General features: G+C 71.2%; 30 protein-coding genes. 13 read left to right on the top strand and 17 right to left on the bottom strand.

The window, feature by feature from the left end:
• Window positions 1–6 precede the first annotated feature (6 nt).
• Together BN159_RS36110 and BN159_RS36105 are read right to left on the bottom strand one after the other, a co-directional pair.
• On the bottom strand, window positions 7–1605 hold the full coding sequence (locus tag BN159_RS36110; RefSeq protein WP_015661985.1) for an RICIN domain-containing protein: 1599 nt from the start codon (window positions 1603–1605) through the stop codon (window positions 7–9).
• Between the two features lie 325 nt (window positions 1606–1930).
• Complete coding sequence (locus tag BN159_RS36105; RefSeq protein WP_015661984.1) at window positions 1931–2368, bottom strand: DUF4442 domain-containing protein; 438 nt, start codon at window positions 2366–2368, stop codon at window positions 1931–1933.
• A 136-nt stretch (window positions 2369–2504) separates the two neighbouring features.
• On the opposite strand from BN159_RS36105, the gene BN159_RS36100 reads away from it, so the two are divergent.
• Window positions 2505–3515 carry a hypothetical protein gene (locus BN159_RS36100; RefSeq protein WP_015661983.1) on the top strand — a complete coding sequence of 337 codons (1011 nt, stop codon included), beginning with the start codon at window positions 2505–2507 and terminating at the stop codon, window positions 3513–3515.
• A gap of 38 nt (window positions 3516–3553) precedes the next feature.
• Window positions 3554–4879 (top strand): MFS transporter, encoded by a 1326-nt coding sequence (locus BN159_RS36095; RefSeq protein ID WP_015661982.1) that lies wholly within the window; start codon window positions 3554–3556, stop codon window positions 4877–4879.
• Here BN159_RS36095 and BN159_RS36090 read toward each other — a convergent pair.
• The 3 genes from BN159_RS36090 to BN159_RS36080 all read right to left on the bottom strand — a co-directional run bounded on the left by BN159_RS36090 (window position 4841) and on the right by BN159_RS36080 (window position 7942).
• Entirely contained in the window at window positions 4841–5680 is an 840-nt protein-coding gene (locus tag BN159_RS36090) for a spermidine synthase (RefSeq protein ID WP_015661981.1), read from the bottom strand. The two genes, BN159_RS36095 and BN159_RS36090, sit on opposite strands and share 39 nt — an antisense overlap.
• Window positions 5681–5780: 100 nt before the next feature.
• Window positions 5781–6950: an elongation factor Tu gene (gene tuf / locus BN159_RS36085; RefSeq protein WP_015661980.1), complete on the bottom strand. Its 1170-nt coding sequence runs from the start codon at window positions 6948–6950 to the stop codon at window positions 5781–5783.
• A 269-nt stretch (window positions 6951–7219) separates the two neighbouring features.
• Window positions 7220–7942, bottom strand: a complete 723-nt coding sequence (locus tag BN159_RS36080; protein ID WP_015661979.1) for a DNA alkylation repair protein — start codon at window positions 7940–7942, stop codon at window positions 7220–7222.
• A gap of 49 nt (window positions 7943–7991) precedes the next feature.
• Between BN159_RS36080 and BN159_RS36075 the strand changes: the two genes are divergently transcribed.
• A complete protein-coding gene (locus BN159_RS36075) occupies window positions 7992–8759 on the top strand; it encodes a TVP38/TMEM64 family protein (RefSeq protein WP_015661978.1) in 768 nt (255 codons plus the stop codon).
• A 24-nt stretch (window positions 8760–8783) separates the two neighbouring features.
• Here BN159_RS36075 and BN159_RS36070 read toward each other — a convergent pair whose 3' ends face one another.
• Entirely contained in the window at window positions 8784–9953 is a 1170-nt protein-coding gene (locus tag BN159_RS36070; RefSeq protein ID WP_015661977.1) for a thiolase family protein, read from the bottom strand.
• Between the two features lie 107 nt (window positions 9954–10060).
• On the opposite strand from BN159_RS36070, the gene BN159_RS36065 reads away from it, so the two are divergent.
• Entirely contained in the window at window positions 10061–10534 is a 474-nt protein-coding gene (locus tag BN159_RS36065) for a winged helix-turn-helix transcriptional regulator (protein WP_015661976.1), read from the top strand.
• Between the two features lie 21 nt (window positions 10535–10555).
• Here BN159_RS36065 and BN159_RS36060 read toward each other — a convergent pair whose 3' ends face one another.
• A complete protein-coding gene (locus BN159_RS36060) occupies window positions 10556–11359 on the bottom strand; it encodes an alpha/beta fold hydrolase (RefSeq protein ID WP_015661975.1) in 804 nt (267 codons plus the stop codon).
• A 169-nt stretch (window positions 11360–11528) separates the two neighbouring features.
• Between BN159_RS36060 and BN159_RS36055 the strand changes: the two genes are divergently transcribed.
• From BN159_RS36055 to lnt, 4 genes are all read left to right on the top strand, one after another.
• A complete protein-coding gene (locus BN159_RS36055) occupies window positions 11529–12404 on the top strand; it encodes an undecaprenyl-diphosphate phosphatase (protein ID WP_015661974.1) in 876 nt (291 codons plus the stop codon).
• Window positions 12405–12494: 90 nt separating this feature from the next.
• Window positions 12495–12674: a hypothetical protein gene (locus BN159_RS36050; protein WP_015661973.1), complete on the top strand. Its 180-nt coding sequence runs from the start codon at window positions 12495–12497 to the stop codon at window positions 12672–12674.
• 60 nt (window positions 12675–12734) lie between these two features.
• Window positions 12735–13211 (top strand): nuclear transport factor 2 family protein, encoded by a 477-nt coding sequence (locus tag BN159_RS36045; protein ID WP_041820360.1) that lies wholly within the window; start codon window positions 12735–12737, stop codon window positions 13209–13211.
• 78 nt (window positions 13212–13289) lie between these two features.
• The gene (gene lnt / locus BN159_RS36040) at window positions 13290–14864 is read left to right on the top strand and encodes an apolipoprotein N-acyltransferase (protein ID WP_015661971.1); all 1575 of its coding nucleotides are present in this window, start codon (window positions 13290–13292) and stop codon (window positions 14862–14864) included.
• Here lnt and BN159_RS36035 read toward each other — a convergent pair.
• Both BN159_RS36035 and BN159_RS36030 read right to left on the bottom strand, forming a co-directional pair.
• Window positions 14788–15693, bottom strand: a complete 906-nt coding sequence (locus BN159_RS36035; RefSeq protein WP_015661970.1) for a Gfo/Idh/MocA family protein — start codon at window positions 15691–15693, stop codon at window positions 14788–14790. The genes lnt and BN159_RS36035 overlap by 77 nt on opposite strands.
• 9 nt (window positions 15694–15702) lie before the next feature.
• Window positions 15703–16884, bottom strand: coding sequence for an FAD-dependent monooxygenase (locus BN159_RS36030; protein WP_015661969.1), 1182 nt, complete (start codon window positions 16882–16884; stop codon window positions 15703–15705).
• Window positions 16885–16961: 77 nt separating this feature from the next.
• Here BN159_RS36030 and BN159_RS36025 point away from each other — a divergent pair, with 77 nt between their 5' ends.
• The 3 genes from BN159_RS36025 to BN159_RS36015 all read left to right on the top strand — a co-directional run bounded on the left by BN159_RS36025 (window position 16962) and on the right by BN159_RS36015 (window position 18684).
• Window positions 16962–17555, top strand: a complete 594-nt coding sequence (locus BN159_RS36025) for a TetR/AcrR family transcriptional regulator (RefSeq protein WP_015661968.1) — start codon at window positions 16962–16964, stop codon at window positions 17553–17555.
• A gap of 42 nt (window positions 17556–17597) precedes the next feature.
• Window positions 17598–18107 carry a DinB family protein gene (locus tag BN159_RS36020; RefSeq protein ID WP_015661967.1) on the top strand — a complete coding sequence of 170 codons (510 nt, stop codon included), beginning with the start codon at window positions 17598–17600 and terminating at the stop codon, window positions 18105–18107.
• A 112-nt stretch (window positions 18108–18219) separates the two neighbouring features.
• Window positions 18220–18684, top strand: a complete 465-nt coding sequence (locus BN159_RS36015) for a hypothetical protein (RefSeq protein WP_041820358.1) — start codon at window positions 18220–18222, stop codon at window positions 18682–18684.
• 17 nt (window positions 18685–18701) lie between these two features.
• On the opposite strand, the gene BN159_RS36010 is transcribed toward BN159_RS36015, so the two are convergent.
• From BN159_RS36010 to fabG, 5 genes are all read right to left on the bottom strand, one after another.
• Complete coding sequence (locus BN159_RS36010) at window positions 18702–19196, bottom strand: hypothetical protein (protein WP_408055051.1); 495 nt, start codon at window positions 19194–19196, stop codon at window positions 18702–18704.
• Between the two features lie 124 nt (window positions 19197–19320).
• The gene (gene ung / locus BN159_RS36005; protein ID WP_015661964.1) at window positions 19321–20004 is read right to left on the bottom strand and encodes a uracil-DNA glycosylase; all 684 of its coding nucleotides are present in this window, start codon (window positions 20002–20004) and stop codon (window positions 19321–19323) included.
• A 105-nt stretch (window positions 20005–20109) separates the two neighbouring features.
• A complete protein-coding gene (locus tag BN159_RS36000; protein ID WP_015661963.1) occupies window positions 20110–21693 on the bottom strand; it encodes an ABC transporter substrate-binding protein in 1584 nt (527 codons plus the stop codon).
• 220 nt (window positions 21694–21913) lie between these two features.
• A complete protein-coding gene (locus BN159_RS35995) occupies window positions 21914–22672 on the bottom strand; it encodes an SDR family oxidoreductase (RefSeq protein ID WP_015661962.1) in 759 nt (252 codons plus the stop codon).
• Window positions 22673–22684: 12 nt separating this feature from the next.
• A complete protein-coding gene (gene fabG, locus BN159_RS35990) occupies window positions 22685–23446 on the bottom strand; it encodes a 3-oxoacyl-ACP reductase FabG (protein WP_015661961.1) in 762 nt (253 codons plus the stop codon).
• A gap of 272 nt (window positions 23447–23718) precedes the next feature.
• On the opposite strand from fabG, the gene BN159_RS35985 reads away from it, so the two are divergent.
• Window positions 23719–24135, top strand: coding sequence for a hypothetical protein (locus BN159_RS35985; protein ID WP_015661960.1), 417 nt, complete (start codon window positions 23719–23721; stop codon window positions 24133–24135).
• A 1-nt stretch (window position 24136) separates the two neighbouring features.
• Here BN159_RS35985 and BN159_RS35980 read toward each other — a convergent pair whose 3' ends face one another.
• Window positions 24137–24553 (bottom strand): DUF3037 domain-containing protein, encoded by a 417-nt coding sequence (locus tag BN159_RS35980; protein ID WP_015661959.1) that lies wholly within the window; start codon window positions 24551–24553, stop codon window positions 24137–24139.
• The gene (locus BN159_RS35975) at window positions 24550–25305 is read right to left on the bottom strand and encodes a HipA family kinase (protein WP_015661958.1); all 756 of its coding nucleotides are present in this window, start codon (window positions 25303–25305) and stop codon (window positions 24550–24552) included. Before BN159_RS35975 ends, BN159_RS35980 begins: the two co-directional genes overlap by 4 nt.
• Before the next feature lie 89 nt (window positions 25306–25394).
• Here BN159_RS35975 and BN159_RS35970 point away from each other — a divergent pair, with 89 nt between their 5' ends.
• On the top strand, window positions 25395–25832 hold the full coding sequence (locus BN159_RS35970; RefSeq protein WP_015661957.1) for a Rieske (2Fe-2S) protein: 438 nt from the start codon (window positions 25395–25397) through the stop codon (window positions 25830–25832).
• Here BN159_RS35970 and BN159_RS35965 read toward each other — a convergent pair.
• Entirely contained in the window at window positions 25819–26469 is a 651-nt protein-coding gene (locus BN159_RS35965) for a cysteine hydrolase (RefSeq protein ID WP_015661956.1), read from the bottom strand. The genes BN159_RS35970 and BN159_RS35965 overlap by 14 nt on opposite strands.
• Window positions 26470–26532 lie beyond the last annotated feature (63 nt).

Below are 26532 nucleotides of genomic sequence, written 5' to 3'. Positions count from 1 at the left end.
TGTGCGTCAGGAGAGGAGCGTGCCGAGCGGTTCGGTGACCGCGGAGACCGTGTCCAGCGCGTCGGCCGCGGCCTGTGTGACCGGCCCCTTCGGCTCGGCGGGTTCAGGTTCTGCACGCTCGTCGACCTGGGCGACGCGCGTCTCGTACGGTTCCTGTCCTTCCTCGGCCTTCTTCGGCTCGGTGCTCGCCTCACCGCCGAGCTGCCAGCGCTGGCTCGCGGATCCGTCCCGTTCGGCGACGGTCACGTCCCGTTCGTCGGCGCCGGGCGCCACGGCCCGGTCCTCGTCGCCGCGGAGCAGGAGTTCACCGTGGACGGTGAGGTCGTAGCGCGCCTCGCCGGCGTGGACCAGGCAGTCGGCGAGCAGGACGAGCCCGTCGTCGGCGTGGGAGTCCAGACAGAGCCCGGGGTCGGCGCCGCTGCGGAGCAGACCGTCGTCCCGGTACGACCACTGCTGCGATCCGGCGGCCGAGCACCCCGCGAGCACGGTCGCCGCACCGGCCCGGGGCACTCCGCCCTGGAGGTCGAGGCAGAGCCCGGTGCCGAGGTTGCGGAGGCGGCCGCGGCCGAGTTCGCCGGTGCCGCTCTGCGCGGCGGGGTCGGGCGTCGCGGCAGCAGTGACGGCGCTCGGGGCACCCCAGGTGGCGTGCGCGTCGGGGACACCGTTGTCATCGGACCAACCGCGGTTCACCAGCACGGTGGCGAGGAGGGCGAGGCTGGTCAGACCGACCCCGACGACGACCCTCGTCCGGCCGCGGGGCAGGACCAACGGCCGCGCCCGGGCGGGCCGGTGGCGTCCGCCGCGGGACAGCGCGGGCCGCCCGGGGTGCTCCGGAGCACGACCGGGGCGCGACTCCAGATAGCGCCGGGCGCCCCAGCCGAGGACCGTCTCGGCGAGCAGTTCCTCCAGGCCGCCCTCGAAATGGCTGAGCTGTTCGGCGGCGTGTCGGCAGTAGCGGCACTCCGTCAAGTGCCGCTGGACATCGGGGAGAAGAGAGCCGCCCCGGCGGATCGGGACATCGAGGAGGCGGTTGTAGTAGCGGCATTCCCGGGTGGGGGCGAGTTCATGGTGGGCGCGGACACAGGCGGTGCGGAATTGCTCGCGCGCCTGCTCCAGTGCGGCCCGCGCGGTGACGGTGTCGACACCGAGCAGACCGGCCGGTACGGTTATCGGTTCCCCCTCGACCTCGGTATGCCACAACAGGCATTGTGAAGCGCCCGGAAGAGCCTGGAACGCACGCTCGGCGAGCCGACGTCTTTCCGATGTCACCGACCTCGCCGCACGCAGCCCGCGCGCGCCGGTCGTTTTGCGGAGTTCCGGCAGTACAGCGGAAATTCTTTCGTCCGCCGCCCACTCCTTGACCGTTTCCCGTACGGCCATGAGGAGTTGAGGGCGCAGTGCGTCGCCCGACGGTTTGCCGAGCACCCGGTGAAAGGCGGCCGCGGTCACCATCAGGGCGAGGCTTCCGGTCGCGGCCAGGCAGATCACGGCGTACTCGTGGACGGCCCGCCAGTGCCGCGCCATCAGCAGCGGAACACCGTCGGCGGCGGTGCCGGGCGGTCCGATGCGGGCGACGAGATCGCGATCGGAGTCAGTGGGGCTCACTCCGGGCCTGGGTGGGTACGGGGGGCGTGGGGGGTGGGGGGATGACACTGAACCATTTCCTTCCAAGCCGCTGGACGACAGCAGGAATGGCCGTCAGGGGGCGCTCACTTTCGCACAACTGACTCGCAGGTAACAAGGAGTTCGACCGACCGCGATTCAAGGCCCAAGGAATGCAGAATAGTTACCGCCGGTATCCGTACCGGCATTCGAACTTCCAGTCCGAACCATTCCCAAGTTGTGTGCACGGCACGGCGATCGGCACACGAAATCTCCAGAAATGACAAAGGAGGGCCCCGGTCAGGGACCCTCCTTCGAGCTGTGTCGCTCAGCCGTTGGGGCGCAGCGTCCACACCACCGTCATCTCGGTGGTGACCGCGCCGTCCTCCCGCTGAATGGCGACCGCCACCGGGAACTCCGGGCGCCGGCCCGAGTCGAGTTCGGCGACGACCTCGGCGATCGGCCGACCCAGCGTCGCGGTGGCCGTGACCGGTCCGAGGGCGATCTTCTTGAACGCGATCTCCGCGGTCACCGGCAGCGGCACCGCCCGGGACAATTGGTCCCCGAAGGCCGCGAGCACGATGGCACCACTGGCCGACTCGCCCAGCGTGAACATCGCGCCGGCGTGCGGCCCACCGACGTGGTTGCGGTACTCGCTCTGGTCGGGCAGCACCAGCACGGCCTTCTCCGGGCTGGTCTCCCGATACTCCAGGTTCAGCGTCCGAACCATCGGCACGGTGGCGGCGAGCAGCTCGCCGATAGACATCTGATCTGCGCTCATGGCGGCATGTTACCCACGAGTAGCCTCGGCTGGCCACCGTCGTGGCGGGATCGTGATTGCTACGTCCCTGACAAGCCCCGGTGACCGAATCGTGTCCCTGGCGCCGCTAGGGTTGCTGCCCATGTGGCCAGGACAGCAGCCGCCCGGGGGCGAGCAGAACCCGCAGCAGCAGAACAATCCCTACCAGCAGCCGGGGTACCAGCAGCCGAATCCGTATCAGCAGCCGGGCTATCAGCAGCCCAACCCCTATACCCAGCAGCCCCAGGGGCAGCCGGAGTGGGGCGCGCAGACCGCGGTGGGGGCTCCGTCGCCGACGGGCGGTGGCGGCGGCAACCGGACCAAGCTGGTCGCGATCGTGGCGGCCACTGCCGTGGTCGTGGCCGCCGGAGTCACCGGCTTCCTGGTGCTGGGCAACGGCGACAAGGACGACAAGGCGGACGGCAAGTCCTCCCCGAGCCCGACCGTGAGCAAGTCGTCCGAGCCGAGCCCGACCGAATCCGGGGAATCGCGCGGCAATGACGAGCTGAAGCCGACCGTCGAGGGCTGGAAGGTCGTCGTCAACCCGCGCTTCGGCACGATGTTCGACGTGCCCGCCGACTGGGAGATCGACAGCGCCGACACCAGCGTGGGCTTCGAGTGGGAGGAGAAGGACGGCAAGCTCGACCGCACCACCGTCACCGCTCCCGCCTACCTCAAGTCCAAGTGGTGCACGGTCGACTCCGACAAGGACGGCCGCACCGAGGACACCGCGCTGGTCACCGCCGGCACCCGCGGCGAGAGCGGCGCCAAGGACCTGGACGAGGCCGCGGAGACCCGCGTGCCGTGGTGGATCTTCGGCGGCTACACCCAGCCGGACCGCAAGAGCGTGAAGTACGACAAGCCCAAGCCGTACACCACCACCTCCGGCATCGAGGGCAGTGTCGCCACCGCCCACTCGGAGAACACCCCGCAGAACGGCAAGTGCGACAGCGAGGGCAAGGCGATCACCTTCGCGTTCGAGAACGGCGCGGGCGACTACGTCACCTGGAACCTCTTCGGCGCCAAGGGCGTCAAGGAGGAGATCTCGGAGGAGACGATCCAGAAGATCCTGAGCACCGTACGCCTCACCGAGGCCATGCCGACCGACACGTAACAGCAGGTCGCGGGGCCGATAACGCACAGGAATTCGACTTGGCAAGTCGGCCCCGCCCCGGTGATAGTCGCGAGGTGAAGCCCACCGCCCCCCTCCGCCGCCCCACCTGGGCGGGCCGCAACTACTCGCTGCTGACCGCCGCCGCGGTCGTCACCAACCTCGGCAGTCACGGCGCGCTCATCGCCGCCGCGTTCGCCGTGCTGGAGACGGGCGGCGACGGCGGCGACGTGGGCCTGGTGGCGGCGGCCCGCACCCTGCCGCTGGTGCTGTTCCTGCTGATCGGCGGCGCGGTCGCGGACCGGCTGCCCCGGCACCGGGTGATGGTCGCGGCCAACGCCCTGAACTGCACGTCCCAGGGTGCCTTCGCGCTGCTGGTGCTGACCGGCGAGCCGCAGCTGTGGCAGATGATGCTGCTCACCGCGCTCGGCGGCACCGGCCACGCGTTCTTCTCCCCCGCCGCCGAGGGCATGCTGCTGTCCACGGTGAGCGGCGAGCAGGCCAGCCGCGCCTTCGCGGTCTTCCGGATGGCCATGCAGGGCGCGGCGGTGGGCGGCGCCGCCCTCGGCGGTGCGATGGTCGCCGCGATCGGTCCCGGCTGGGTGCTCGCGGCGGACGCGGTCGCCTTCGCCGTCGCCGGATCGCTGCGCGCCTTCCTCGACGTCGGTCACATCGCGCCACGCGCCCCGGGCGGCGGCCTCCTCGCCGACCTCCGCGAGGGCTGGCGGGAGTTCACCGGCCGGACCTGGCTGTGGGCGGTCGTCGTGCAGTTCTCCGTCGCGAACGCCGTGGTGGCCGCCGCGGACGCGGTCTACGGCCCGCTCGTCGCCCGGGACCACCTGGGCGGCGCCGGACCCTGGGGCCTGGCGCTCGGCTTCTTCGGCGCGGGCACGGTCGCGGGCGCCCTGCTGATGACCCGCTGGAAGCCGCGCCGACTGCTGCTCGCCGGCACCCTGTGCGTCTTCCCGCTGGCCCTGCCCTCCGCCGCCCTCGCGATCCCGACCTCGGTAGGGGTCCTGTGCGCGGTGATGTTCGTCACCGGCGTGACCCTGGAGGTCTTCGGCGTCAGCTGGATGACCGCCCTCCACCAGGAGATCCCGGAGGACAAGCTCTCCCGGGTCGCCGCCTACGACTGGTTCGGCTCGGTCGCCCTGGTGCCGCTGGCGACCGCTCTCGCGGGCCCGGCGGAGTCGTCGTTCGGCCGGACCCCGGCACTGTGGGGCTGCGCCGTGCTGATCGTCGTGATGACGGCGGCCGTGCTGTGCGTCCCGGACGTACGGAACCTGCGCCGCCGTACAAAACACGTCACGTCGGCCGCCGAACAGCCCTCAGCCGATGCTGAAAGCCCCGTCCGGGGGCTCGGGTGAGGGTACGGCGTCCTCGTCCCGCACCGGCCGCGCACCGCCGATGAACTCCCGTAGCCCCGGCCCGTGTTCGACCCGGGCCGGAAAGGCGTCGGAGGCGGTGAGCCGGGTCAGGGCGGCGAGGTCGACCGGCTGGTGCGAGGCCACCAGCACCGCGTTCCCGAACCGCCGCCCGCGCAGCACCCCCGGCTCGGCGATCAGCGCCAGCTCCTCGAACACGGCCGCGAAGGTGGCCAATTGGGACCGCAGGAAGGCGAAGGGCGCGGCGTCGGCCAGATTGGCGAGGTAGACGCCGGTCCCGCGCACCACCCGCTCGGCCTCCCGAGCGTAGGCGAGGGAGGTGAACTGCGCCGGAACCCGGGATCCCCCGAAGACATCGGCGACGAGCACATCGGCGAAGTCATCGGGCGCCGCCTCCAGCCAGGCACGCGCGTCCCCAGGGTGCAGCCGAATCCCCTCAGGCACCGGCAGCTGCTCGACGACCAGCTCCAGCAGCCCCCGATCGGCCTCGACGACGTCCTGCCGTGAACCGGGCCGGGTGGCGTCGACATACCGCGGCAGAGTCAGCGCCCCACCTCCGAGATGCAGCACATCCAGGGCGGTTCCCGGCTCCGCGACGACATCCAGCACGTGCCCGAGCCGCCGCGCGTACTCGAACTCGAGATGAGTCGGTTCGTCGAGATCGACATAGGACTGCGGAGCCCCGTCGACGGTCAACAGCCAGGCGCGTTCCCGATCGACATCGGGCATGAGCTTGGCGAAGCCGTGATCGACGGCACGGCTGACGGGGATAGCTTCGTTCACTCCTCTATTGTGCGTGGCGCGAGGCACCGGGTAGGGGCGCGGGGAACTGCGTGACCAGCCACAACCGGCCCGCAGTCCCCCACGAAACAACGCGTGGAACTCACACCACGGCTGTCACAGTCCCCGCCCCGACAGTCCGTCCCCCTTCACGGATGGCGAACCCGAGCCCCGGCTCCAGCGGAACCTCCCGCCCCAGCTCAACAGTCATCGCGACCGTCTCCCCGGGCCGGGCCACCGCGACCTCCCCCAGATCGATGTCCCCGACCACATCCGCCGTACGGATATAGAACTGCGGCCGATAACCGGAGGAAACCGGCGTCGCACGCCCACCTTCACGCGCCGACAACACATAGACCTGCGCCGTGAACCGCCGCCGTGGCTCCACACTCCCCGGCGCCGCGACAACATGCCCACGCCGGACCGCGTCCCGAGGCACCCCCCGCAGCAGCAGCGCCACGTTGTCCCCGGCCTGCGCCTCCTCCATCGGCTTCCCGAAGGTCTCGACACCGGTGACGACGGTCTCCAGGCCGGCCCCGAGCACATCGACCCGGTCACCGACCCGCACCGTGCCCCGCTCGACGGCGCCCGTGACGACGGTCCCCCGACCGGTGATGGTCAGCACGTTCTCGACGGGCAACAGGAACGGCGCGTCCACATACCGCTCCGGCATGGGGACGTACGTGTCCACCGCGTCCAGCAGCGCCTCGACGGCGGCCGTCCACTTCGGGTCCCCCTCCAGCGCGCGAAGCCCCGAGACCCGCACGACAGGCGCCGTGTCGCCCCCGTACCCGTGCGCGGTGAGCAGGTCGCGGACCTCCAGCTCGACGAGTTCGACCAGCTCCTCGTCCGCCGCGTCCGCCTTGTTCAGCGCCACGACCACGTGGTCGACGCCCACCTGCCGGGCGAGCAGCACGTGTTCGGCGGTCTGCGGCATGATCCCGTCGAGCGCGGAGACGACGAGGATCGCCCCGTCGAGCTGCGCGGCGCCGGTGACCATGTTCTTGACGTAGTCGGCGTGGCCCGGCATGTCGACGTGCGCGTAGTGCCGGGTGTCGGTCTCGTACTCGACGTGCGCGATGTTGATGGTGATGCCGCGCGCGGCCTCCTCCGGCGCCCGGTCGATACGGTCGAACGGGACGAACGTGCCGGAGCCGCGCTCGGCGAGGACTTTGGTGATGGCGGCGGTCAGGGTGGTCTTGCCGTGGTCGACATGGCCCATGGTGCCGATGTTGAGATGCGGTTTGGTGCGGACGTAAGCCGTCTTGGACATGGCGGTACCTCGAAGCGTCAGAAGTGGCGGTGGGACCCCGGGGACTGGCCGACCCTCCCCCTGCGGGGTCCGCCGGACGATCCGGAGAGGGTCAGCTTCGGGCGCCGTCGACAGCGGCCAGGAAGACGGGGACGGCAGCCTTCGGGGCATCCGCGACCGCGGATGCTGCGAGGACGAAGGCGTGCCGGAACATGACGTCGATCATCGTCGACGCGGTGTCCGACGTCGAATGGTTTTCGCCGGTACGGGAGTTCCGGCGCCGTCGTTCCTCAGGCGCCGATGTTCTTGAGTGCTTCGCGCACCGACAGGGGCGCGAAGCGTCCGTTCTCCCGCGCGAGGAAGTCCCGTACGGCCGCCGGGTCGGTCTTGGCGTACTCGCGCAGGGCCCAGCCGATCGCCTTGCGGATGAAGAAGTCCGGGTGTGCGGACTGGCGCAGGCAGTAGGTGAAGAGGCGCTCGGCGTCGGTGTGTTCCTTGTAGCGGAGCTGGTGGAGCAGGGCGGTGCGGGCGATCCAGAGGTCCTGGTCCGCGCTCCAGGCGTCCATGTCGGCGGTGAGCTTGGGGTCCGCGGCGACGAGGGCGCCGACGACATGGGCGGCGAGCAGGTCGACGGTGTCCCACCAGGGGACCGTGGAGACCAGGTGCCGGGTCACCGGCAGGAAGGCGGAGGAGCAGCGTCCGGCGTGGCGGCGCAGATAGTCCACGGCGAAGTACTGGTACTCCCGCTCGGGCAGCCGCCAGCAGCGCAGCGCGACGGCCGTGCAGTCGGCCTCGTCCGGCTTCGGCGTGCCCTCCAGCACCGTGCGGGACAGAGCGCGACGGAGCGGCGTGGTGAGACCGAGAAAGGGGGCCACGTCCTTCATGTACGCCCGCATGGACCCGGCGCGCTCCGGGTCGGCCGCGGCGCCGTAGGCGGCGGTGAGCCGGTCCAGCAGAGTGTCGGCGAGGGCGCTGTCGGGGACGTCCAGGGTTCCCGCGCCTGTCACGCTCATGAGACGAACCATACGGCGATCACACACATTTGTCGGTTAGTGTCACCGGATGCTCGATGCCACCACCCGCTCTGGGGGCACCGCCTTGGCCTCTCCCCAGGCCGTCGTCACCACGGAGCTCGCCGTCGCCACCGCGCCCGTGAGCTTCGCCGCGCGCTGCACGAGAGCACTGCTCTCGCCCTGGTCGCGGCTGTCCCTGCTGGGCGTGCTGCTCGCCTCGGCCCTGGTCGCCATGCTGCTGTTCGAACCACAGCGGCTGCTGGCGGACGGCCTGCCGTCCCAGCTGGGCGGAGCCGCGGCGACGGTGGTGTTCGCGGTGGCGTACGGACTGTGCACGGTGGCGTTCGTGCCCCGGCCGCTGCTCAATCTCGGGGCGGGCGCGCTCTTCGGCTCCCAGCTGGGTCTCGGCGCCGCCCTCGCGGGCACGGTGCTCGGGGCGGGGCTCGCCTTCGGGCTCGGCCGGATCCTCGGCCAGGAGGCGCTGCGCCCGCTGCTGCGGGGCCGCTGGCTGAAGGCGGCGGACGGGCAGCTCTCCCGGCACGGCTTCCGCTCGATGCTGGCGGTGCGGCTGTTCCCCGGGGTGCCGTTCTGGGCGGCGAACTACTGCGCCGCCGTCTCCCGCATGGGGTACGTGCCGTTCCTGCTCGCGACGGCGCTCGGTTCGATCCCGAACACCGCCGCCTACGTCGTGGCCGGCGCCCGTGCCTCGGCGCCGACCTCCCCGGCCTTCCTGATCGCGCTGGCCTGCATCGCCGTACCCGCGCTCGCGGGCGTGGTGGTGGCCTGGCGGAAGCGGCACCACCTGCGCGGGCACTGAGGCACCGGCACGGACTCTCCGCCGCTACACCGATTCCAGGATCATCGCGTTCGCCAGCCCGCCCGCCTCGCACATCGTCTGGAGGCCGTAGCGGGCGCCCCGCTCGCGCATCGCGTGGACCAGTGTCGTCGTCAGCCGGGTGCCGCTGGCCCCGAGCGGGTGGCCGAGGGCGATGGCGCCGCCGTTGACGTTGACCTTGGCCAGGTCGGCGCCGGTCTCCTGGCGCCAGGCGAGGACGACGCTGGAGAAGGCCTCGTTGACCTCGAACAGGTCGATGTCGTCCAGCGTCAGTGATGCCCTGCGCAGGACCTTCTCGGTGGCCGGGATGACTCCGGTCAGCATGAGCAGCGGGTCGGAGCCGGTGACGGAGAAGCTGTGCAGGCGGGCCAGCGGGCGCAGGCCGAGCCGGGCGGCCGTCTCGCTGGACGTGATCAGGACGGCGGAGGCGCCGTCGTTGATGGGGCTGGCGTTGCCCGCGGTCACGTTCCACTCGATCTGCGGGAAGCGCTCGGCGAACGCGGGGTCGTGGTAGGCGGGCTTAAGACCGGCCAGGATCTCGGTGCTGCTGTTCGGCCGTACGCACTCGTCGCGGGCGACGCCGTCCAGGGGCGCGACCTCGGCGTCGAAGAAACCCTTCTCCCAGGCGGCGGCCGCCTTCTGGTGCGAGGAGACCGCGAAGGCGTCCATCTGGTCGCGGGTGATGGACCACTTCGCGGCGATGAGCTCGGCGCTGATGCCCTGCGGGACCAGGCCCTCCGGGTAGCGCTCGGCGACGCCGGGCCCGAAGGGGTCCTTGCCGGGCGGGACGTTCGACCACATCGGCACCCGGCTCATGGACTCCACACCACAGGCCACGACGAGGTCGTAGGCCCCCGCCATGACGCCCTGGGCGGCGAAGTGCACGGCCTGCTGGGAGGAGCCGCACTGGCGGTCCACGGTGGTCGCGGGCACCGACTCGGGGAACCCGGCCGACAGGGCGGCGTAGCGGGTGGTGTTCATGGCCTGCTCGCCGACCTGGTCGACGGTGCCGCCGATGACGTCGTCGACCAGCGCCGGGTCGACGCCGGAGCGCTCGACGAGGGTGCGCAGGGTGTGGGCGAGGAGCTCGACGGGGTGGACATGGGAAAGGGCGCCGCCGGGCTTGCCCTTGCCTATGGGAGTGCGTACGGCTTCGACGATCACTGCGTCACGCATGGTGCGGGCCTCCAGAGTTGGCCTCTACAGCTACCGGTCAGTAGGAAATCCAAACTCACCATAGCTCCGCGAGTTGGAAAATCAAACCCTCCCCTAGACTTGGCGCCATGCCCGCCCCCAAGGACCCGCGCCCCTGTTCCATCGCCGACGCACTGGCGCTGGTCGGCGAGAAGTACTCTTTGCTCGTCCTGCGCGAGGTGTGCCTCGGCAACGGCCGCTTCGATCAGCTGGTGCGCAACATCGGCGCCCCGCGCGACGTCCTCGCGACCCGGCTGCGCCGCCTCGTGGACGCCGGGATCCTGACCAAGCGGGCCTACAGCGAGCGGCCGCGGCGCTTCGAGTACCGACCCACCCAGGCCGGTCTGGAGCTGGAGCCGGTCCTGATGACCCTGATGGCATGGGGCGACCGGCACCTGCGCACCGATGACAACCGACCGATGGTCATCGAGCACGTCTGCGGCCATGAACTGCTGCCGGTCGTCACCTGCACGGCGTGCGGCGACCGGGTCCGGCACGAGGACCTCACGGCGCATCCGCAGGCCGAGGGCTGGACGGTGGCGGGGCCGACCGCGGTGGCGTGAGCCCCCGGGGCCCTCAGCCCTTTACGCCGACGCGTGCGCGCGACAGAACGCCCGCAACGCCCCCGTGACGCCCGCCGGGTCCTCCAGATTGCTCATGTGCCCCACGCCGGGCAGCACCACCAGCTCGGCGTCCGGGATCGCCGCCGCGAAGTCCCGGGCCACGCCGAGCGGCGACCGTATGTCGGCCTCGCCCCACAGCAGCAGGGTCGGCACCGTGATCCGCGGGAGTACGTCGGTCAGATCGGCCTCGGCCATGATGGCGAGCTGCGCCCCGAGGGTCTCCGGGCGCACCTCGCGCTGCATCGCGTCGAGCAGGCCCACGAACTCCTCGGGCGGACCGTCCCCCGCGAACAGTCCCGGCAGCGTCGGATCGAACCTCTCCCGCGGCGCCGCGAGCATCCGCTCGGCGCCCATGACCCGCACGGCCACCTCCTCGGGCGGCAGCGAGCCCTTCCAGCCGGCGTAGGTGTCGATGAGGATCAACGTCTTCACCAGGTCCGGGCGGAGCCGGTACAGCTCCAGCACGACGGTGCCGCCCCAGGAGAGCCCGGCCACGTGCGCGGCGCCGAGTCCCAGGTCCTCGACGACGGCGGCGAGGGCACGCGCGTAGTCGGCGAGAGCGAACCCGGCGGGCACGTCGGAGGACCGCCCGGCGCCCGGCTCGTCCCAGGCGACGACCGTGAAATCGGCGGCCAGCGCCTGCGCCTGCGGTTGCCACATCCGGCCGTCGAGACCGGCCCCGTGCACCAGAACCAGAGGCGGCCCCTGACCGTCTCCCACGCGCGCGTAGCCGACCTCCACGCCGCTGACCCGCACGGTTGCCATGAATCCAGGCTAGCCACCGCCCCGGTGGTGCGCCCACCGCCAAACCCCCTGTGCCATGGCCGTCGTCGAGGGGCGCTACGCTGCCCCTCGACCACTGTGATCACCGGGCCTGTAGCCGCGGTGTGCCCGTTCGCGCCTACCACCATCAGCACTTGGACGTCGTAACTTCATGTCTTGGTTTGAATCCCTCATCCTCGGACTCGTCCAGGGGCTGACCGAGTTCCTCCCCGTGTCCTCCAGCGCGCACTTGCGGTTGACCGCGGCGTTCTCCGGCTGGGAGGACCCGGGCGCGGCCTTCACCGCGATCACCCAGATCGGCACGGAGACCGCCGTGCTGATCTACTTCCGCAAGGACATCGGGCGGATCCTGCTGGCCTGGTCGAAGTCGCTCACGAACAAGGCGATGCGCCGCGATCACGACGCCCAGATGGGCTGGCTGGTGATCGTCGGATCGATCCCGATCGGGGTGCTCGGGCTGACGCTGAAGGAGCAGATCGAGGGCCCGTTCCGCGATCTGCGCATCACGGCGACCATGCTGATCGTGGTCGGCGTCATCATCGGTGTCGCCGACCGGCTGGCGGCGCGCGACGAGGCCGGGGGCCGGCACCGCGCGGCCAAGCAGCGCAAGGAACTCCAGGATCTCAACGTCCGGGACGGCCTGATCTTCGGCCTGTGCCAGTCCGCGGCCCTGATCCCGGGCGTCTCCCGCTCCGGCGCGACCATCAGCGGCGGCCTGTTCATGGGCTACAACCGCGAGGCGGCGGCCCGCTACTCCTTCCTCCTCGCGATCCCCGCGGTGCTCGCCTCCGGCCTGTTCGAGCTGAAGGACGCGATGGAGGCCGGGGGAACCGACTGGGGCCCGACGATCTTCGCGACGATCATCGCCTTCTTCTCCGGCTACGCGGTCATCGCCTGGTTCATGAAGTTCATCTCGACCAAGAGCTTCATGCCGTTCGTCTGGTACCGCATCGCTCTCGGCATCCTGATCATCGTGCTCGTCGCCACGGGTGCGCTGAGCCCGGACGCGGGCGAGCCCGCGCACTAGCGAGCGCCGGAAATTTCCGTGACTCATCGCATACAGGATGCGTAGCCGTTCGGTAGCGCAGTGTCAGTTCCAGCCCCTAGGCTGGTCCGCATGTCCCCCGATTCCGAAGCCCGTGGTTCCGTGCGCTCTGCCGCAGAGGTGAACGAGCAGATCCGCGCCCTGTGGGTGCGCGCGGGCGGCACCCTGTCGGCCCAAGAGCGCACCGAGTACGAACTGTTGGTGGTCGAATGGGCGGCCGCGATCCGCGCCGACATCATCGAGGCGGCGTAGATCCGCGGATGTGACGGCACGCCTCTTGGCCTTGTCCGCCCCATGCCCAACACTGAGCCGATGACGCAGCGTGTGGAGCTCGCGACCGTGATGGACCGGCTGGCCGTCGACGGTCTGATCACCGAGTACGCGGTGGCGGTCGACGACGGCGACTGGGAGGCGTACCGCGGGCTGTTCGCCCCCGCCGGGCGCGCCGACTACCGTTCGGCGGGCGGCATCGAGGGCGATGCCCGGCAGGTCGCCGACTGGCTGGCGGAGAGCATGCGGCTGTTCCCGATGCGCCAGCACCTCATCGTCAACCGCCGACTCCGCTTCGGGATCCTGGAGCAGGACACCGGCGACACCGCCCACGTCCAGGCCGACTACGTCAACCCGATGCGCTTCGCCCAGGACGGCGCCGCCTCGGCCGCCCCCGACTTCGTCTGCGGCGGCCGCTACACCTTCGGCCTGACCCGCACCTACGACGGCTGGCGGCTGAGCGAGGTCGTCGTACGGGAGAAGTGGCGGCGGCTGCCGGAACCGGCCGCGACACGATGATCGAATAGTCGGGGCGCTCTGTTCCCGCGCCGATCTCAGCGCGCACACTGGAGTCACCACGGCGCAGGGAGGCGCGGTATGCAGAGGTTCGGCCACTGGTTCGACTCCCCGTGGCGGCGTTCGCTGCTCGCCGCGCTGGCCGGCGCCCTGCCCGTCCTCGCCTTCCCGGCCCCCGCGCTGTGGTGGTTCGCCTACGTCGCCCTGGTCCCCTGGATCCTCCTGCTGCGCACCGCCCCGACCGCCCGCCGGGCGCTGTACGACGGCTGGTGCGGCGGCTTCGGGTTCATGCTGGCCATGCACCACTGGCTGCTGCCGAACCTGCATGTCTTCACTTTCGTGATCGCCGCCCTGCTCGGCGCGCTGTGGGCCCCGTGGGGCTGGCTGGTGCGCCACTTCCTCGCCGGGACGCCGGGGCCGGGCCGGGTCGCGGGCGCCCTGGCCGTACTGCCCTCGGGCTGGCTGATGGTCGAACTGGTCCGCTCCTGGGAGGGCTTGGGCGGGCCGTGGGGGATGCTCGGCGCCTCGCAGTGGCAGGTGACGGCGGCGCTGCGGCTCGCCTCGGTCGGCGGGGTCTGGCTGGTCAGCTTCCTGCTGGTGGCGCTGAATGTGGCCGTCGCCGTCCTGGTGTCGGTGCGCGCCGCCCGCGTGCCCGCCGTGGCCGGACTGGTCGCCACGGCCACCGTCACCTCGGTGGCCTGGGTCTGGTCCCCGCGCCCGGACACCGACGGGCGGTCCCGGATCGCGGTGGTCCAGCCGGGCGTGATCCAGGGCGCCGACAGCGGCGAGCAGCGCTTCGCGGTGGAGGAGCGGCTCACCCGTGAACTCGTCGGCGAGGACCTCGACCTGATCGTGTGGGGGGAGAGCAGCGTCGGCTTCGACCTGGCCAGTCGCCCCGATCTGGCGGCCCGGCTCGCGGATCACTCGCGCGTGACCGGCGCCCCGGTCCTCGTCAACGTCGACGCCCGACGCTCCGACAAGCCCGGCATCTACAAGAGTTCGGTCCTGGTCGGCCCCGAGGGCCTGACCGGCGACCGCTACGACAAGATGCGGCTCGTGCCGTTCGGCGAGTACGTCCCGGCCCGCTCACTGCTGGGCTGGGCGACCTCGGTCGGCGAGGCGGCGGGCGAGGACCGGCGGCGCGGTTCCGAGCAGGTCGTGATGAGGACCGGGAACGGCCTGCGGGTCGGGCCCATGGTGTGCTTCGAGTCGGCGTTCCCCGACATGAGCCGCCGACTGGTCGAGGACCGCGCCCAGGTACTCGTCGCGCAGTCCGCGACCTCGACCTTCCAGCAGAGCTGGGCCCCCGAGCAGCACGCCTCGCTCGCTGCCCTGCGCGCCGCCGAGAGCGGCCGCCCGATGGTGCACTCGACGCTGACCGGCGTCTCCGCGGTGTACGACGCGAGCGGGCAGCGCGTCGGCGACTGGCTCGGCACCGACGCGAGCGCGGCCCAGGTGTACGACGTACCGCTCGCCCAGGGGACCACGCTCTACGTCCGGTTCGGCGACTGGCCCGTGCGGGCGGCGCTGCTGATCCTCGCCGCCTGGTGCCTGGGCGAGGGAGTGCGGACCCTGCGGGTCAGGCGGCCCGCTCCTGGACCGCGCGTACCACCCGCTCGCACAGCTCATGGGTCGCCAGCGCGTCCCGGGCGCTGAGCACCTTGCCCGCGCGCACTGCGTCCAGGAACGCCAGCACGGCCTGCTCGATCCCGCGCTGCCGGGCCACCGGCACCCAGTCGCCGCGCCGGCGCACGGTCGGCTGACCCTTGTGGTCGACGACCTCGGCGAGGTTGAGCACCTGACGCTTGGTGTCCTGTCCGGACACCTCCAGGATCTCCTCGTTGGAGCCGCTGAGCCGGTTCATCACCCCGAGGGCGGTGAAGCCCTCCCCGGCGAGCTGGAGCACCACATGGTGCAGCAGCCCGCCCTCGGTGCGGGCTCGCACGGTCACGTCGTCGACCGGCCCCGGCACCAGGAACCGCAGGGTGTCCACGACATGGATGAAGTCGTCCAGGATCATCGAGCGCGGCTCCTCCGGGAGCCCGACCCGGTTCTTCTGCATCAGGATCAGCTCGCGCGGATGGTCGGCGCACTGCGCGTACCCGGGCGCGAACCGCCGGTTGAAGCCCACAGCGAGGCTCACTCCGCGCTGCTCCGCCAGTTCCACCAGCCGCTCGGACTCGGCGAGTTCGTACGCCATCGGCTTGTCCACGTAGGTCGGCACGCCCGCCTGGAGCAGCCGCGTGACGATCTCCGGGTGGACCGCGGTGGGCGCGTGCACGAAGGCCGCGTCGAGGCCCTGGGCGAGCAGCGAGTCGAGGTCGGTGTGGCGCTGTGCGCCGGGCAGGTGGAGGGTGTCGGCGACCCGGTGGAGGGTGGCGGGCGTCCGGGTCTGGACGTGCAGTTCGATGCCGGGCTGCTGACCGAGCACGGGCAGGTAGGCCTTCTGCGCGATGTCGCCGAGTCCGATGCAGCCGACCTTCACTGGTGCTCCCTACCGCGTTCCTGGGTCTGACACGACGGAAGCATACGGCGGCTGCGGCGGCCGCCAGTCGGCGATGCCGTCGAATCCGCGCAGTACAAGCCCGGGCCCGGCCTTCGACACGGCGGCGACAAGGGCGTCGCGCACGGCGATCCCGGCGCGGGAGGTCATCAGGTTGAGGCGGGCGACCTTGACGGCCTGGCGGGCGATGGCGGTCGTACGGGGCAGGCGGGCCGTGCTGTAGGCGGGCAGGTCGGCACAGTGGTGGGCGAGCACGATCGCGTCCTCCACCGCCTGGTTGCCGCCCTGGCCCAGCGTCGGCGGCATGGCGTGCGCCGCGTCCCCGACCAGGGCCACCCGGCCGCGGTGGAAGGCGGGCAGCGGCTCGGCGAGGTGGTGGACGTCGTGCCGCAGGACGTCCTCGGGGCGGGCGGCGGCGAGGATCGCGGGGACCGGCTGGTGCCAGTCGCCGTAGCGGCGCAGCAGTTCGGCCCGCTCGTCGGGGGCGCGCTCGCCGGCGGGCGCGAGGGCGGCGGCGTAGGCGTAGACGCGGCCGTCCTTGAGCGGGTGCGAGCCCCAGATGCGGCCCCGGCCCCAGGTCTCGTGCGAGGCGAACTCGGCGCCGGGCACCGGGATCACGACCCGCCAGGTGGTGAACCCGGAGTACGCGGCTCCGGGATGGTCCGGGAACAGCGTCTCGCGTACGGCGGAGCGGACGCCGTCGGCGGCCACCACCAGGTCCGCCTCCAGCTCGCCGTCCGGGGTGCGCACTGTGGCCGGGCGGTCGGCGGCGCCGGGGTCGGTGACGGCCGCGGTGACGCCCGTACGGATCGCGCCCGGCGGGAGGCCCGCGGCCAGGCTGGTGACAAGGGTGGCCCGGTGCAGCAGGACCAGGGGGCCGCCGAAACGCTCGGCCACGGCTCCGGGGTCGGTGCGGGAGAGCCAGCGCCCGGACGGGGTGCGCAGTCCTCCGTCACCCTGCCAGGCGGCCAGGTCGCGGATCTCGTCGCCGAGGCCGATGACGTCCAGGGCGCGCAGCGAATTGGGGGCGAGCGAGATGGCGGCGCCCACCGGTTCCAGCGAGGGGGCCCGCTCCAGCACGGTGACCTCAAGGCCGCGCTGGTGCAGTGCGGTCGCCGCGGTCAGACCGCCGATTCCGCCGCCGATCACGACGGCCCGCTTCGGCTGTGCCATGGTTCCTCCCAATGCAACTACAGGTGTAGTAATCCAGACGGTACTACAGCCGTAGTGCTGCGGGTAGGTTGATCTCCATGTCCGTACGCACCGCAGGCGCCGCCCGCGCCGACCTCGTCGCCGACACCGCCCTCTCCCTGCTCGCCGAGCGCGGCATGCGCGGACTGACCCACCGGGCGGTCGACGAGGCCGCCGGACTCCCCCAGGGCTCGACCTCCAACCTGGCCCGCACCCGGCAGGCGCTCCTGGAACTGGCGGTACGACGGCTCGCCGAGCGCGAGGCACGCGTCCTGGCCCTGGAGGAGCTGCCGGACCCGCGGGGCGGCCGGGACTCCCTGGTGACCGCGCTGGCCCTCGCCACCCACCGCGCGATGACCCGCCACCGCGAACTGACGCTCGCCCGCTACGAACTGGCCCTGGAGGCCACCCGACGCCCCGAGCTGCGCGCCTACTTCGACGCGACCGGCGCCCGCTTCCGCGATCAACTCGGCGCGCTGGTGGCCGCACTGGGATCGACGGAGCCGGCCCGGCACGCACTGTCGCTGGTCGCCTGGGCGGACGGGCTGATGTTCTCCTGCGTCGCCGGTTCCTTCAGCGCCGAGCCGCCGGGTCTGGAGCAGGTGCGCGCAGGGCTGGAGGAGCTGCTCGACGGGATGTTCGGCCCGTCGTAAAACCGCTGGAGGGGTCAAGCGAGTTGGGCGAGGATGCGACCCATGACGACTGAACGCCATGAGCCTGCCCTCACCGCCGACGAGCGCTCCATGCTGGACGGCTGGCTGGACTACCACCGCCAGACCCTCGCCTGGAAGTGCGAGGGCCTGACCGAGGCCCAGCTGCGCACCGCCTCCGTGGAGCCGTCCGAGCTGAGCCTGATGGGCTTGGTGCGGCACATGGCGGAGGTGGAGCGGTACTGGTTCCACGAGATCCTGCTCGGCGAGGACCTCGGGGTGCTCTATTCCTCGGAGCAGGACCGGGACGGCGACTTCCACTTCTCCGACTCGGACACCTGGCAGGAGGCGCACACCACCTGGCAGGCCGAGATCGAACGGGCCCGGGGCAACGCGGCCGGACTGGACCTCGACACCCTGTCCCAGGGCAAGAGCCGGTCCGGCGAACGCTTCAACCTGCGTTGGATCTACACGCACATGATCGAGGAGTACGCCCGCCACAACGGCCACGCCGACCTGCTGCGTGAGCGCGTCGACGGATCCACCGGCGACTGACGTCACCCTCGGCGGACAGGCGGCCTCCGTACGGGGACGGAGATCACCCTTGCGGGGCATCCTGCGCCTGTCCGCCGTCCCGACGCGCCCCGCAGCCACCAGAGTTGCGCAAATGCATCGAACGACGACCACCGCAACGCTCCTGGTCACCGTGGCTGTCTCGGCCCTCTCGGGCTGTGTGACGGTCCAGCGCCCGCCCGCCTCGACGCCGGTCCCGGTGCCGGCGCAGCCGTCCGTGGGCCGGCCGCAGCCGCAGATCGTGCAGGCACCGGCCCTGGAGGCGCTGGAACTCATCGGTCCGCCCCGCCCGGACCCCCACCCGTCGACGACGCCGCGTCCGAGCCGGACGGCCCCGGAACCGGCGGCCCCCGCCGCCCAGGCACCCAGGCCGTACAGCCCGCGCCCGGCAGACCCGCAATCCGAGCGCCCCGCTCCGCAGCGCCCCCGCGTCGATATCCCGGACCTCGCGGAATCGGTGCGCAAGAACACTGATGTCTGCGCCCTGGGCAAGAAGTACGGCGGCTGGCGCAAGGACAGCCCCGAGGCACGGATCTGCGAGCAGACGTACGGGCGTTGACGGCAGGAGCCCCGGCCTCAGCGCCGCTGTCCCGGCGACCCCCAGTCGCCGAAGGCGTCCCCCTCCCCCAGCCGCAGCTCCAGTCGGCTGATCGCCGCCCGCACGCCGTCGCCGTAACTGTCCTCGGCGAGCGCCCGCGCCGCCGTGCGCGCCCGGCGCAGATGGGTCCGGGCGGCCTCCGAGCGGCCGAGCTTCACATAGTCGGCGGCGAGGTTCAGATGCAGCGAGGGATACAGCGCGCGGATCGCGGGCGCCCCCTCGGACTCGGCGAGGCGGTCGTCGGTCAGCTCCTCCGCCGCCGTCAACGCCCGCAGATCCCAGGCCAGTTCGTCGGCGGGCTCGTCCTGGGTGTCGGCCAGGTAGTGAGCGAGGGTGCAGCGGTGCAGCGGGTGGCCGATCTCGCCGATCTCGGCCCACAGGTCAAGGAAGCGATGCCGGGCCTCCTCGCGGTCCCCCGCGTGATGCAGCATCACGACCTGCCCGATGCGTGTCATCACGGCATCCGGTGCCATCCACCCCTGTCGCTCCGCCACCGCGTCCTCCACACCCTCACCGGCCCTTGGAGGCTGACGCTAACCGCAGGCACCGGCGATCCCGGCGAGGCGGGGCCGACCGCGTGGTCGGCCCCGCTCCAGGTCAGCCCAGGTTCGGCAGCCGCCAGTCGATCGGCTCGTGGCCCTGTGCCGCGACCGCCTCATTGATCTGCGTGAAGGGACGGGACCCGAAGAACTTCTTCGCCGACAGCGGCGAGGGGTGCGCGCCCTTGACCACGACATGCCGGGTCTCGTCGATCAGCGGGAGCTTCTTCTGCGCGTAGTTGCCCCACAGCACGAACACCGCCGGGTCGGGCCGGTCGGCGACCGCGCGGATCACGGCGTCGGTGAACTTCTCCCAGCCCTTGCCCTTGTGGGAGTTGGCCTCACCGGAGCGCACGGTGAGGACCGCGTTGAGCAGCAGGACGCCCTGCTGGGCCCACGGCATCAGATAGCCGTTGTCCGGGACCGGCAGGTCCAGCTCCGACTGCATCTCCTTGTAGATGTTGCGCAGGGAGGGCGGCGTCTTCACGCCGGGCCGCACCGAGAAGCACAGACCGTGGCCCTGCCCCTCGCCGTGGTACGGGTCCTGGCCGAGGACCAGGACCTTCACCCGGTCGAAGGGCGTCGCGTCCAGCGCCGCGAAGACCTCCTCGCGCGGAGGGTAGACGGGACCCTTCGCTCGCTCCTCCTCGACGAACTCCGTCAGCTCCTTGAAGTAGGGCTGCTGAAGTTCGTCGCCCAGAACCCCGCGCCAGGACTCGGGCAGCATGGCGATGTCGGTCACGTCAACTTCCTTCGGTGTGCGGTCACTACGACGTGCGTCGCTTCCTGACCACAGAACCTACCGGCGACCACTGACAACGCGCCCCGAGTCCGCCCTTCCGGCCCCCTACCAGCTGGTCTTGCGGTACAGCGACCCCATCGTCATGATCGTCGACGGGTCCAGCGCCCGCTCGGCGCCGGAGATGTCGTTGTTGGCGGCCACGTACTGGCGGCCCTGCCACAGCGGCAGCAGACGCGCGTCCTCGAGGAGGATCTTCTGGGCCTCCTCGAACTCCTTCTCCACGGCGGCCCGGTCGCTCTCCTGACGGGAGCGGGGCAGCAGTTCGCCGGTGATCTCGGGCGCCGGGTAGGGCGTGCCGAGGGCGTTCTGGTCGCCGACGAACGGGGCGATGAAGTTGTCGGCGTCGGGGAAGTCGGGGGACCAGCCGCGGCCGAACACCGGGTACTCGCCGTCCTGGTAGCCCTTCACGTAGTCCTTCCAGGGGCGGCTCTTGAGGGTGATCTCGAACAGCCCGGACGCGTCCAGCTGCTTCTTGATCTCCTCGAACTCGACCTTGGTCTCGGAGCCGTAGCGGTCGGTGGTGTACCAGAACTCGAGCGGCACCGGTTCGGTGATGCCGGCCTCGGAGAGGATCTGGCGGGCCTTGGAGGTGCTGGGCTGGCCGTAGTCGTCGAAGAAGCCCGTGGTGTGGCCGGTGAGGCCCTTGGGGACCATGGAGTACAGCGGTTCCACGGTGTCCTTGTAGACCTTGTGCGCGATGGCGGGGCGGTCCAGGACCTGGGCGATGGCCTTGCGGACGGCGGGCTTCGCGGCCCAGGGGTCCTTGGGGTTGAAGACCAGGTAGCTGATGGAGGTGCTGACGCTCTCGACGACCTGGAAGGTCTTCTGCGCCTCATGGGTCTGGAGGTCGAGGATGTCGTCGGCGGCCAGACCGCGGAAGGCGACGTCGAGTTCGTGCTCGCGCAGGGCGCCGACCATCTTGGCGGATTCCTGGAAGTAGCGGATGGTCACCGCGTCGTTCTTGACCTCCGCGTACCCGTCGTAGCTGTCGTTGCGGACCAGCTCGGCCTTCTCGCCGTCCTGGTACGACGCCAGGTTGTACGGCCCGGAGCCGACGACCTTGCCGTCCTCGCGCAGCTTGTCGGCCGGGTAGCTGTCCGGGTCGACGATCGACATGGCGGGCGTGGCGAGCACGAACGGGAAGGTGGCGTCGGGCTTGTTGAGATGGAAGACGATCTCGTTCTCGCCCAGCGCCTGGACCCGGTCGAGGCTGCCCAGCAGACCGACGGGACCGCCGTCGACCTTGATGTCCCGGATCCGGTCGATCGAGTACTTGACGGCCTGCGCGTCCAGCGTGCCGCCGTTGGAGAACTTCAGGCCCTCGCGCAGCTCGCAGCGGTAGACCGTGTTCGAGGCGTCGGCGAACTCGCACTTCTCGGCCGCGTCCGGCTCCGGGACGCTCGCGCCCGCTGGGTAACTGAGCAACGTCTGGTAGATGTTGCGGAACAGTTCCCAGGAGCTGTCCCAGGACGCGGCGGGATCCAGCGTGCTGGGCGCACTGGTCGTCCCCACGACGATCGGCCCCTCCTCGTCGGAAGAGTCCGACGAGAGGATTCCGCATCCCGCCAACAGGGCCGATATGGACGCGATGGCCGCCACCTGCCGCAGGCATCGGTTCCGGTTGAACACGCGCACGCTCCTCGATCTGCCATACCAAGGGTCGGCAGACCATACCGCAGAGCTTCGCCGGTTGAACCGGTGTCTCACAAGGGTTCTTGATCGATAAACCTTTGACTACGTTGTCAACGCTCTGTGACGGCATTCGGTTTGGACGTTCCGCCCGGCTCTGTACACAGTCGGGCCCGCGCCTCCGCCGGGGAGACACGGGCCCGATTCGGTCCTACGACGGTCAGCCGACGCCGGCGTTGAGGAAGATGCCGCCGTCCACGACGAGGGTCTGACCGGTGACCCAGTCGGACTGCTCCGAGGTGAGGAAGGCCGCGGCGCCGCCGATGTCGGCGGGCACGCCGAGGCGGGCCAGCGGGTAGGAGGCGGCCGCTTCCGCTTCCCGGCCCTCGTACAGCGCCTGGGCGAACTTGGTCTTCACCACGGCCGGGGCGATGGCGTTGACCCGCACCTTGGGCGCGAACTCGTGCGCGAGCTGCTGGGTGAGGTTGATCAGAGCGGCCTTGCTGACGCCGTAGGCGGCGATGAAGGGCGAGGGCGCGATGCCGGCGACGGAGGCGATGTTGACGATCGCTCCGCCGTTCTCCTTCTGCCAGGCGTGCCAGGTCTTCTGCGCGAAGCCGAGCGCCGAGATCACGTTGGTCTCGAACACCTTGCGGGCGACGCCCAGGTCCAGGTCGGCGATCGGCCCGAACACCGGGTTGGTACCGGCGTTGTTGACCAGGAAGTCGACGCGGCCGAAGGCCTCCATGGTGCGCTGGACGGCGACGGCCTGGTGCTCCTCGTCGTGCGCCTTGCCGGCGATGTAGATCGCGCGGTCGGAGCCGAGCTGCTCGACGGCCTCCTTGAGGGCGTCCTCGTTGCGGCCCGTGATGGCGACCCGGTCGCCGCGCGCGACGAGCGCTTCGGCGACGCCGTAGCCGATACCGCGGCTGGCGCCCGTGATCAGGGCGACCTTGCCGGAGAGTTCCACCGTTGTCATGTGCGTGATCTCCTAGTCGAGCGGTCCGCCGGCGACGTACAGCACCTGGCCGGAGACAAAGCCGGCCGCCTCGCCCGTGAAGAAGGCGATGGCGTTGGCGATGTCCTCGGGGTAGCCGACGCGCTGGACCGGGATCTGGGTGGCGGCGGCGGCCTTGAAGTCGTCGAAGCCCATGCCGACGCGCTCCGCGGTGGCCGCGGTCATGTCGGTGGCGATGAAGCCGGGGGCGACGGCGTTGGCGGTGATGCCGAACTTGCCGAGCTCGATGGCGAGGGTCTTGGTGAAGCCCTGCATACCGGCCTTGGCGGCGGAGTAGTTGGCCTGGCCGCGGTTGCCGAGGGCGGAGGACGAGGAGAGGTTGACGATCCGGCCGAACTTGGCGTCCACCATGTGCTTCTGGCAGGCCTTCGACATCAGGAAGGCGCCGCGCAGGTGGACGTTCATGACCGTGTCCCAGTCGGACGCGCTCATCTTGAACAGCAGGTTGTCGCGCAGCACGCCCGCGTTGTTGACCAGGATGGTCGGCGAGCCGAGCTCCTCGGCGATCCGCGCGACGGCCGCCTCGACCTGCGCCTCGTCGGAGACGTCACAGCCGACCGCGAGGGCCTTGCCGCCCGCCGCGGTGATCTTCTCCACGGTGTCCTTGCAGGCGCCCTCGTCGAGGTCGATGACGGCCACCGCGTGGCCCTCGGCGGCCAGCCGTACGGCGGTGGCGGCACCGATTCCGCGCGCTGCGCCGGTGACTACGGCGACCCGCTGGTCAGTGGTGGACATGGCTGCTTCTCCTCGCCCTTGGGGTGCGGCTCAGCGGTCGGCTCGTCGGTGAGCGACCGCTTAGTACCTTCAGCAGACGTGACGCTAGAAGCCCTGGCACCCGGTGTCAACGGCACCCCGGCCCCATGTGATCCATTACCTGACCTCTTCCGCCATCCTCCCGCACCCACGGGCGCCGGGAGCACCCGTTCGGACCCGCCCCGCGCGTCCCGGCGCCAGGTCGCCCCTAGCGTCGACCGAGGGCCGTCCGCGGCCCGGAAAGGAGGCGCACCATGCGCCGTCGCACCGGGGCCGTCGGCACCTTGATCGCCATAGCCGCGATCGTGCCGCTGGCCGACACAGCACACGCGCAGGACCTGGACTGCCGCGACTTCACCACCCAGGAGGAAGCGCAGGCCGAGTTCAACCGCGACCCCAGTGATCCGCACGGACTCGACGAGGATCAGGGCCCGGACGACGGCGTCGCCTGCGAGGTGCTCCCCCGGCTCGGCACCGCCGTCAGTACCGTCCCGCCCGCCACTCTCACCCCCACCCCCGCCGCCACCGTCACCCCGACGCTCGGCGTCCGCGGCGGGCTCGGCGGTGCTGCGGACTCCGGGGTCGGCGGCTGGGCGGCCGGGGCCGGGTTCGCCCTCGTCGCCGGCGGTGCCGTCGCGACCGGTTACGTCGTGAAGCGGCGGCGCGGCTGAGTCACCGTACGAGCAGGTCCAGGAGGCGTTCTGTTTCCGCTGCCGGGTCTGTGGTGAGGCCCGTGTGGGTGGGGCCCGGTTGGACGATGGTCGAGCGGGGGGCGATGAGCCAGCGGAAGCGGCGGCCGGGGTCGTCGGTGGCGGCCTGGCCCGCTGCGTCGCCGCCGGAGCAGACGCGTTCCACGGCGGTCAGGGCGGCTCGGACTCCGGGCACGTCCGCCTCGGGGTCCAGGGCCAGCAGGCGGGGCTCGTCCAGGTGGGTTCGGACGCCGATGTAGGACTTGGCTCGGCAGTAGACCAGTACTCCGGCATTGATGCACTCGCCGCGCTCGACTCGGGGGACGACGCGCAGGACGGCGTACTCGAAGACCTCGCGCTCGCTCGGGCCTCCCTTGATGAAGTGGCGGTCGTCGCTCACTTGGTGCCCTCGATTCGCTCGTGGATGACGGCGGCCCGGGCCAGGAGCGGGCGCGCGTAGGCCCGTCGGAGGTCGTCCGGGGTGTCGAAGCCGGGCTCGTCGGTCAGCCAGGCGTCCGGGATCTCCGCCGTCACTTCCGTCAGCAGATCCTCGGTGACGAGCGGTGCCAACTCCGCTGCCGCCGCGGCCACATCCGGGCCGAAAGGCGTCAGCGCGTGGTCCGAGGCGTCGTAGGGGCGGGCCGAAGAAGCCTCCGCGCCGGGCCAGTTGTGGTGCCAGATCATCGTGGCGCCGTGGTCGATCAGCCACAACTGCCCCTGCCACATCAGCAGGTTGGGATTGCGCCAGGAGCGGTCGACGTTGTTGACCAGCGCGTCGAACCAGAGGATCCGCCCGGCCTCCTCGGGGCTCACCGTGAACGCGAGCGGATCGAAGCCGAGCGCGCCGGACAGGAAGTCCATCCCCAGGTTGGTCCCCCCGCTGGCCCTGAGCAGCTCCTGCACCTGCTGCTCGGGTTCGCCGAGACCCAGCACCGGATCGACCTCGACCGTGACCAGCCGGGGCATCCGGAACCCCAGCCGACGGGCGAGTTCCCCGCACACCACCTCGGCGACCAGCGTCTTGCGGCCCTGTCCGGCGCCGCGGAACTTCAGGACGTACGTCCCGAAGTCGTCGGCCTCCACGAGCCCCGGCAGCGAGCCGCCCTCACGCAACGGCGTGATGAAACGGGTCGCGATCACTTCCTTGAGCATCGCCCCAGGTTACTGGCGCTCTGAACGGGAAACCCGCGCCGCCCGTACCTCAGGGCGCAAGTCAGACCCCCGTGGAAGGGAAGACCGGCATGACCAGCGAACCGCTCCACCCCGTCGCGACCCCGAGCCGCCGTACCATCGTGGCGAGCGTCGGCGCCGTGGGGCTCACCTTCGCGCTCAACGCGTGCGGGTCGGAGGACGAGAAGTCATCCGGTTCGTCCGGAGCGGCCGGTGCCGCCGCGACGGTCGTCGCGAAGACCTCGGACATCCCGGAGGGCGGCGGCAAGATCCTGAACGACCACAAGATCGTGGTCACCCAGCCGACCGCGGGCACCTTCAAGGCGTTCTCGTACGAGTGCACCCACCAGGGCTGCCCGGTGACCGGCGTCGCCGACGGCGCGATCACCTGCCCGTGTCACAACAGCAGGTTCTCCATCGAGGACGGCAGCGTGCAGAAGGGGCCCGCCACCCAGCCGCTGCCCGCCCGCGAGGTCACGGTGGACGGCGAGTCGATCACACTGGCCTGAGCCGCCGGTCCCGCCCGAGGGCGGCCAGCACCTCGTCCGTGGTCGTGAGCGTGGCGACCAGCGCGAGGGTGTGCCGGATCATCGCGGGGGTGTATTCGGCGGGCACTCCGGCGATCGCGTCGGTGGGCACCACGGCCGTGTAGCCCCGGTTGACCGCGTCGAACACGGCGTTCGGGATCGCCACATTGGCCGAGACCCCGGTCACGACCAGCGTGCGGCAGCCAAGGTTCCGCAGCAGGGCGTCGACATCGGTGCCCTGGATCGGCGACAGGCCGTGCAGCCGTCGTACGACGAAGTCCTCCTCCCTGACCTCGATCGGGGCGGCGAGCCGGACCGCGGTGGTGCCGGACAGCTGCTGGACGGGCAGCCGTTCGGCGGCGCGGAAGAGACGGGCGTTGCGGTTGGCGCCACGGCCGTCGGGGCGGCGCTCGGCGAGCGCGTGGATCACCTGGACCCCGGTGGCGTGGGCGCCGGCCACCAACCGGGCCACATTGGCGAGGGCGCCGGAGGAGCGGGCCTCCTTGGCGAGTTCGGGCAGTGCGCTGTCCGGTCCCACGACCCCCTGCTGGCACTCGACGGTGAGCAGGACGGTGCCCGCGGGGTCCAGGAGTTCGCTGAGCTGGTCGTACGACGGCACGGTTCCCCCTTGTCGCCGACGGTCTGGAGCGGGCGACGATAGCCACCATTGCGTGCGGACGGA

It is taken from the genome of Streptomyces davaonensis JCM 4913 (assembly GCF_000349325.1).
Taxonomy (GTDB): Bacteria; Actinomycetota; Actinomycetes; order Streptomycetales; family Streptomycetaceae; genus Streptomyces; species Streptomyces davaonensis.
Note: the sequence above shows the minus strand (reverse complement) of the source record. Positions and strands in the feature narration are given on the sequence as shown.

Excerpts from the sequence above, each read along its gene's own strand:
- BN159_RS35985 (WP_015661960.1), top strand. The coding sequence starts at position 23,719 with ATGCGCCGTCGCACCGGGGCCGTCGGCACCTTGATCGCCATAGCCGCG.
- BN159_RS36050 (WP_015661973.1), top strand. The coding sequence starts at position 12,495 with ATGTCCCCCGATTCCGAAGCCCGTGGTTCCGTGCGCTCTGCCGCAGAG.
- BN159_RS36045 (WP_041820360.1), top strand. The coding sequence starts at position 12,735 with ATGACGCAGCGTGTGGAGCTCGCGACCGTGATGGACCGGCTGGCCGTC.
- BN159_RS36020 (WP_015661967.1), top strand. The coding sequence starts at position 17,598 with ATGACGACTGAACGCCATGAGCCTGCCCTCACCGCCGACGAGCGCTCC.
- BN159_RS36065 (WP_015661976.1), top strand. The coding sequence starts at position 10,061 with ATGCCCGCCCCCAAGGACCCGCGCCCCTGTTCCATCGCCGACGCACTG.
- BN159_RS36010 (WP_408055051.1), bottom strand. The coding sequence starts at position 19,196 with ATGGCACCGGATGCCGTGATGACACGCATCGGGCAGGTCGTGATGCTG.
- BN159_RS35995 (WP_015661962.1), bottom strand. The coding sequence starts at position 22,672 with ATGACAACGGTGGAACTCTCCGGCAAGGTCGCCCTGATCACGGGCGCC.
- BN159_RS36015 (WP_041820358.1), top strand. The coding sequence starts at position 18,220 with ATGCATCGAACGACGACCACCGCAACGCTCCTGGTCACCGTGGCTGTC.
- BN159_RS36070 (WP_015661977.1), bottom strand. The coding sequence starts at position 9,953 with ATGCGTGACGCAGTGATCGTCGAAGCCGTACGCACTCCCATAGGCAAG.
- lnt (WP_015661971.1), top strand. The coding sequence starts at position 13,290 with ATGCAGAGGTTCGGCCACTGGTTCGACTCCCCGTGGCGGCGTTCGCTG.
- BN159_RS36080 (WP_015661979.1), bottom strand. The coding sequence starts at position 7,942 with ATGAGCGTGACAGGCGCGGGAACCCTGGACGTCCCCGACAGCGCCCTC.
- fabG (WP_015661961.1), bottom strand. The coding sequence starts at position 23,446 with ATGTCCACCACTGACCAGCGGGTCGCCGTAGTCACCGGCGCAGCGCGC.
- BN159_RS35975 (WP_015661958.1), bottom strand. The coding sequence starts at position 25,305 with ATGCTCAAGGAAGTGATCGCGACCCGTTTCATCACGCCGTTGCGTGAG.
- BN159_RS35970 (WP_015661957.1), top strand. The coding sequence starts at position 25,395 with ATGACCAGCGAACCGCTCCACCCCGTCGCGACCCCGAGCCGCCGTACC.
- BN159_RS36030 (WP_015661969.1), bottom strand. The coding sequence starts at position 16,884 with ATGGCACAGCCGAAGCGGGCCGTCGTGATCGGCGGCGGAATCGGCGGT.
- BN159_RS36025 (WP_015661968.1), top strand. The coding sequence starts at position 16,962 with ATGTCCGTACGCACCGCAGGCGCCGCCCGCGCCGACCTCGTCGCCGAC.
- BN159_RS36075 (WP_015661978.1), top strand. The coding sequence starts at position 7,992 with ATGCTCGATGCCACCACCCGCTCTGGGGGCACCGCCTTGGCCTCTCCC.
- BN159_RS36100 (WP_015661983.1), top strand. The coding sequence starts at position 2,505 with ATGTGGCCAGGACAGCAGCCGCCCGGGGGCGAGCAGAACCCGCAGCAG.
- BN159_RS36055 (WP_015661974.1), top strand. The coding sequence starts at position 11,529 with ATGTCTTGGTTTGAATCCCTCATCCTCGGACTCGTCCAGGGGCTGACC.
- BN159_RS36060 (WP_015661975.1), bottom strand. The coding sequence starts at position 11,359 with ATGGCAACCGTGCGGGTCAGCGGCGTGGAGGTCGGCTACGCGCGCGTG.
- BN159_RS36105 (WP_015661984.1), bottom strand. The coding sequence starts at position 2,368 with ATGTCTATCGGCGAGCTGCTCGCCGCCACCGTGCCGATGGTTCGGACG.
- tuf (WP_015661980.1), bottom strand. The coding sequence starts at position 6,950 with ATGTCCAAGACGGCTTACGTCCGCACCAAACCGCATCTCAACATCGGC.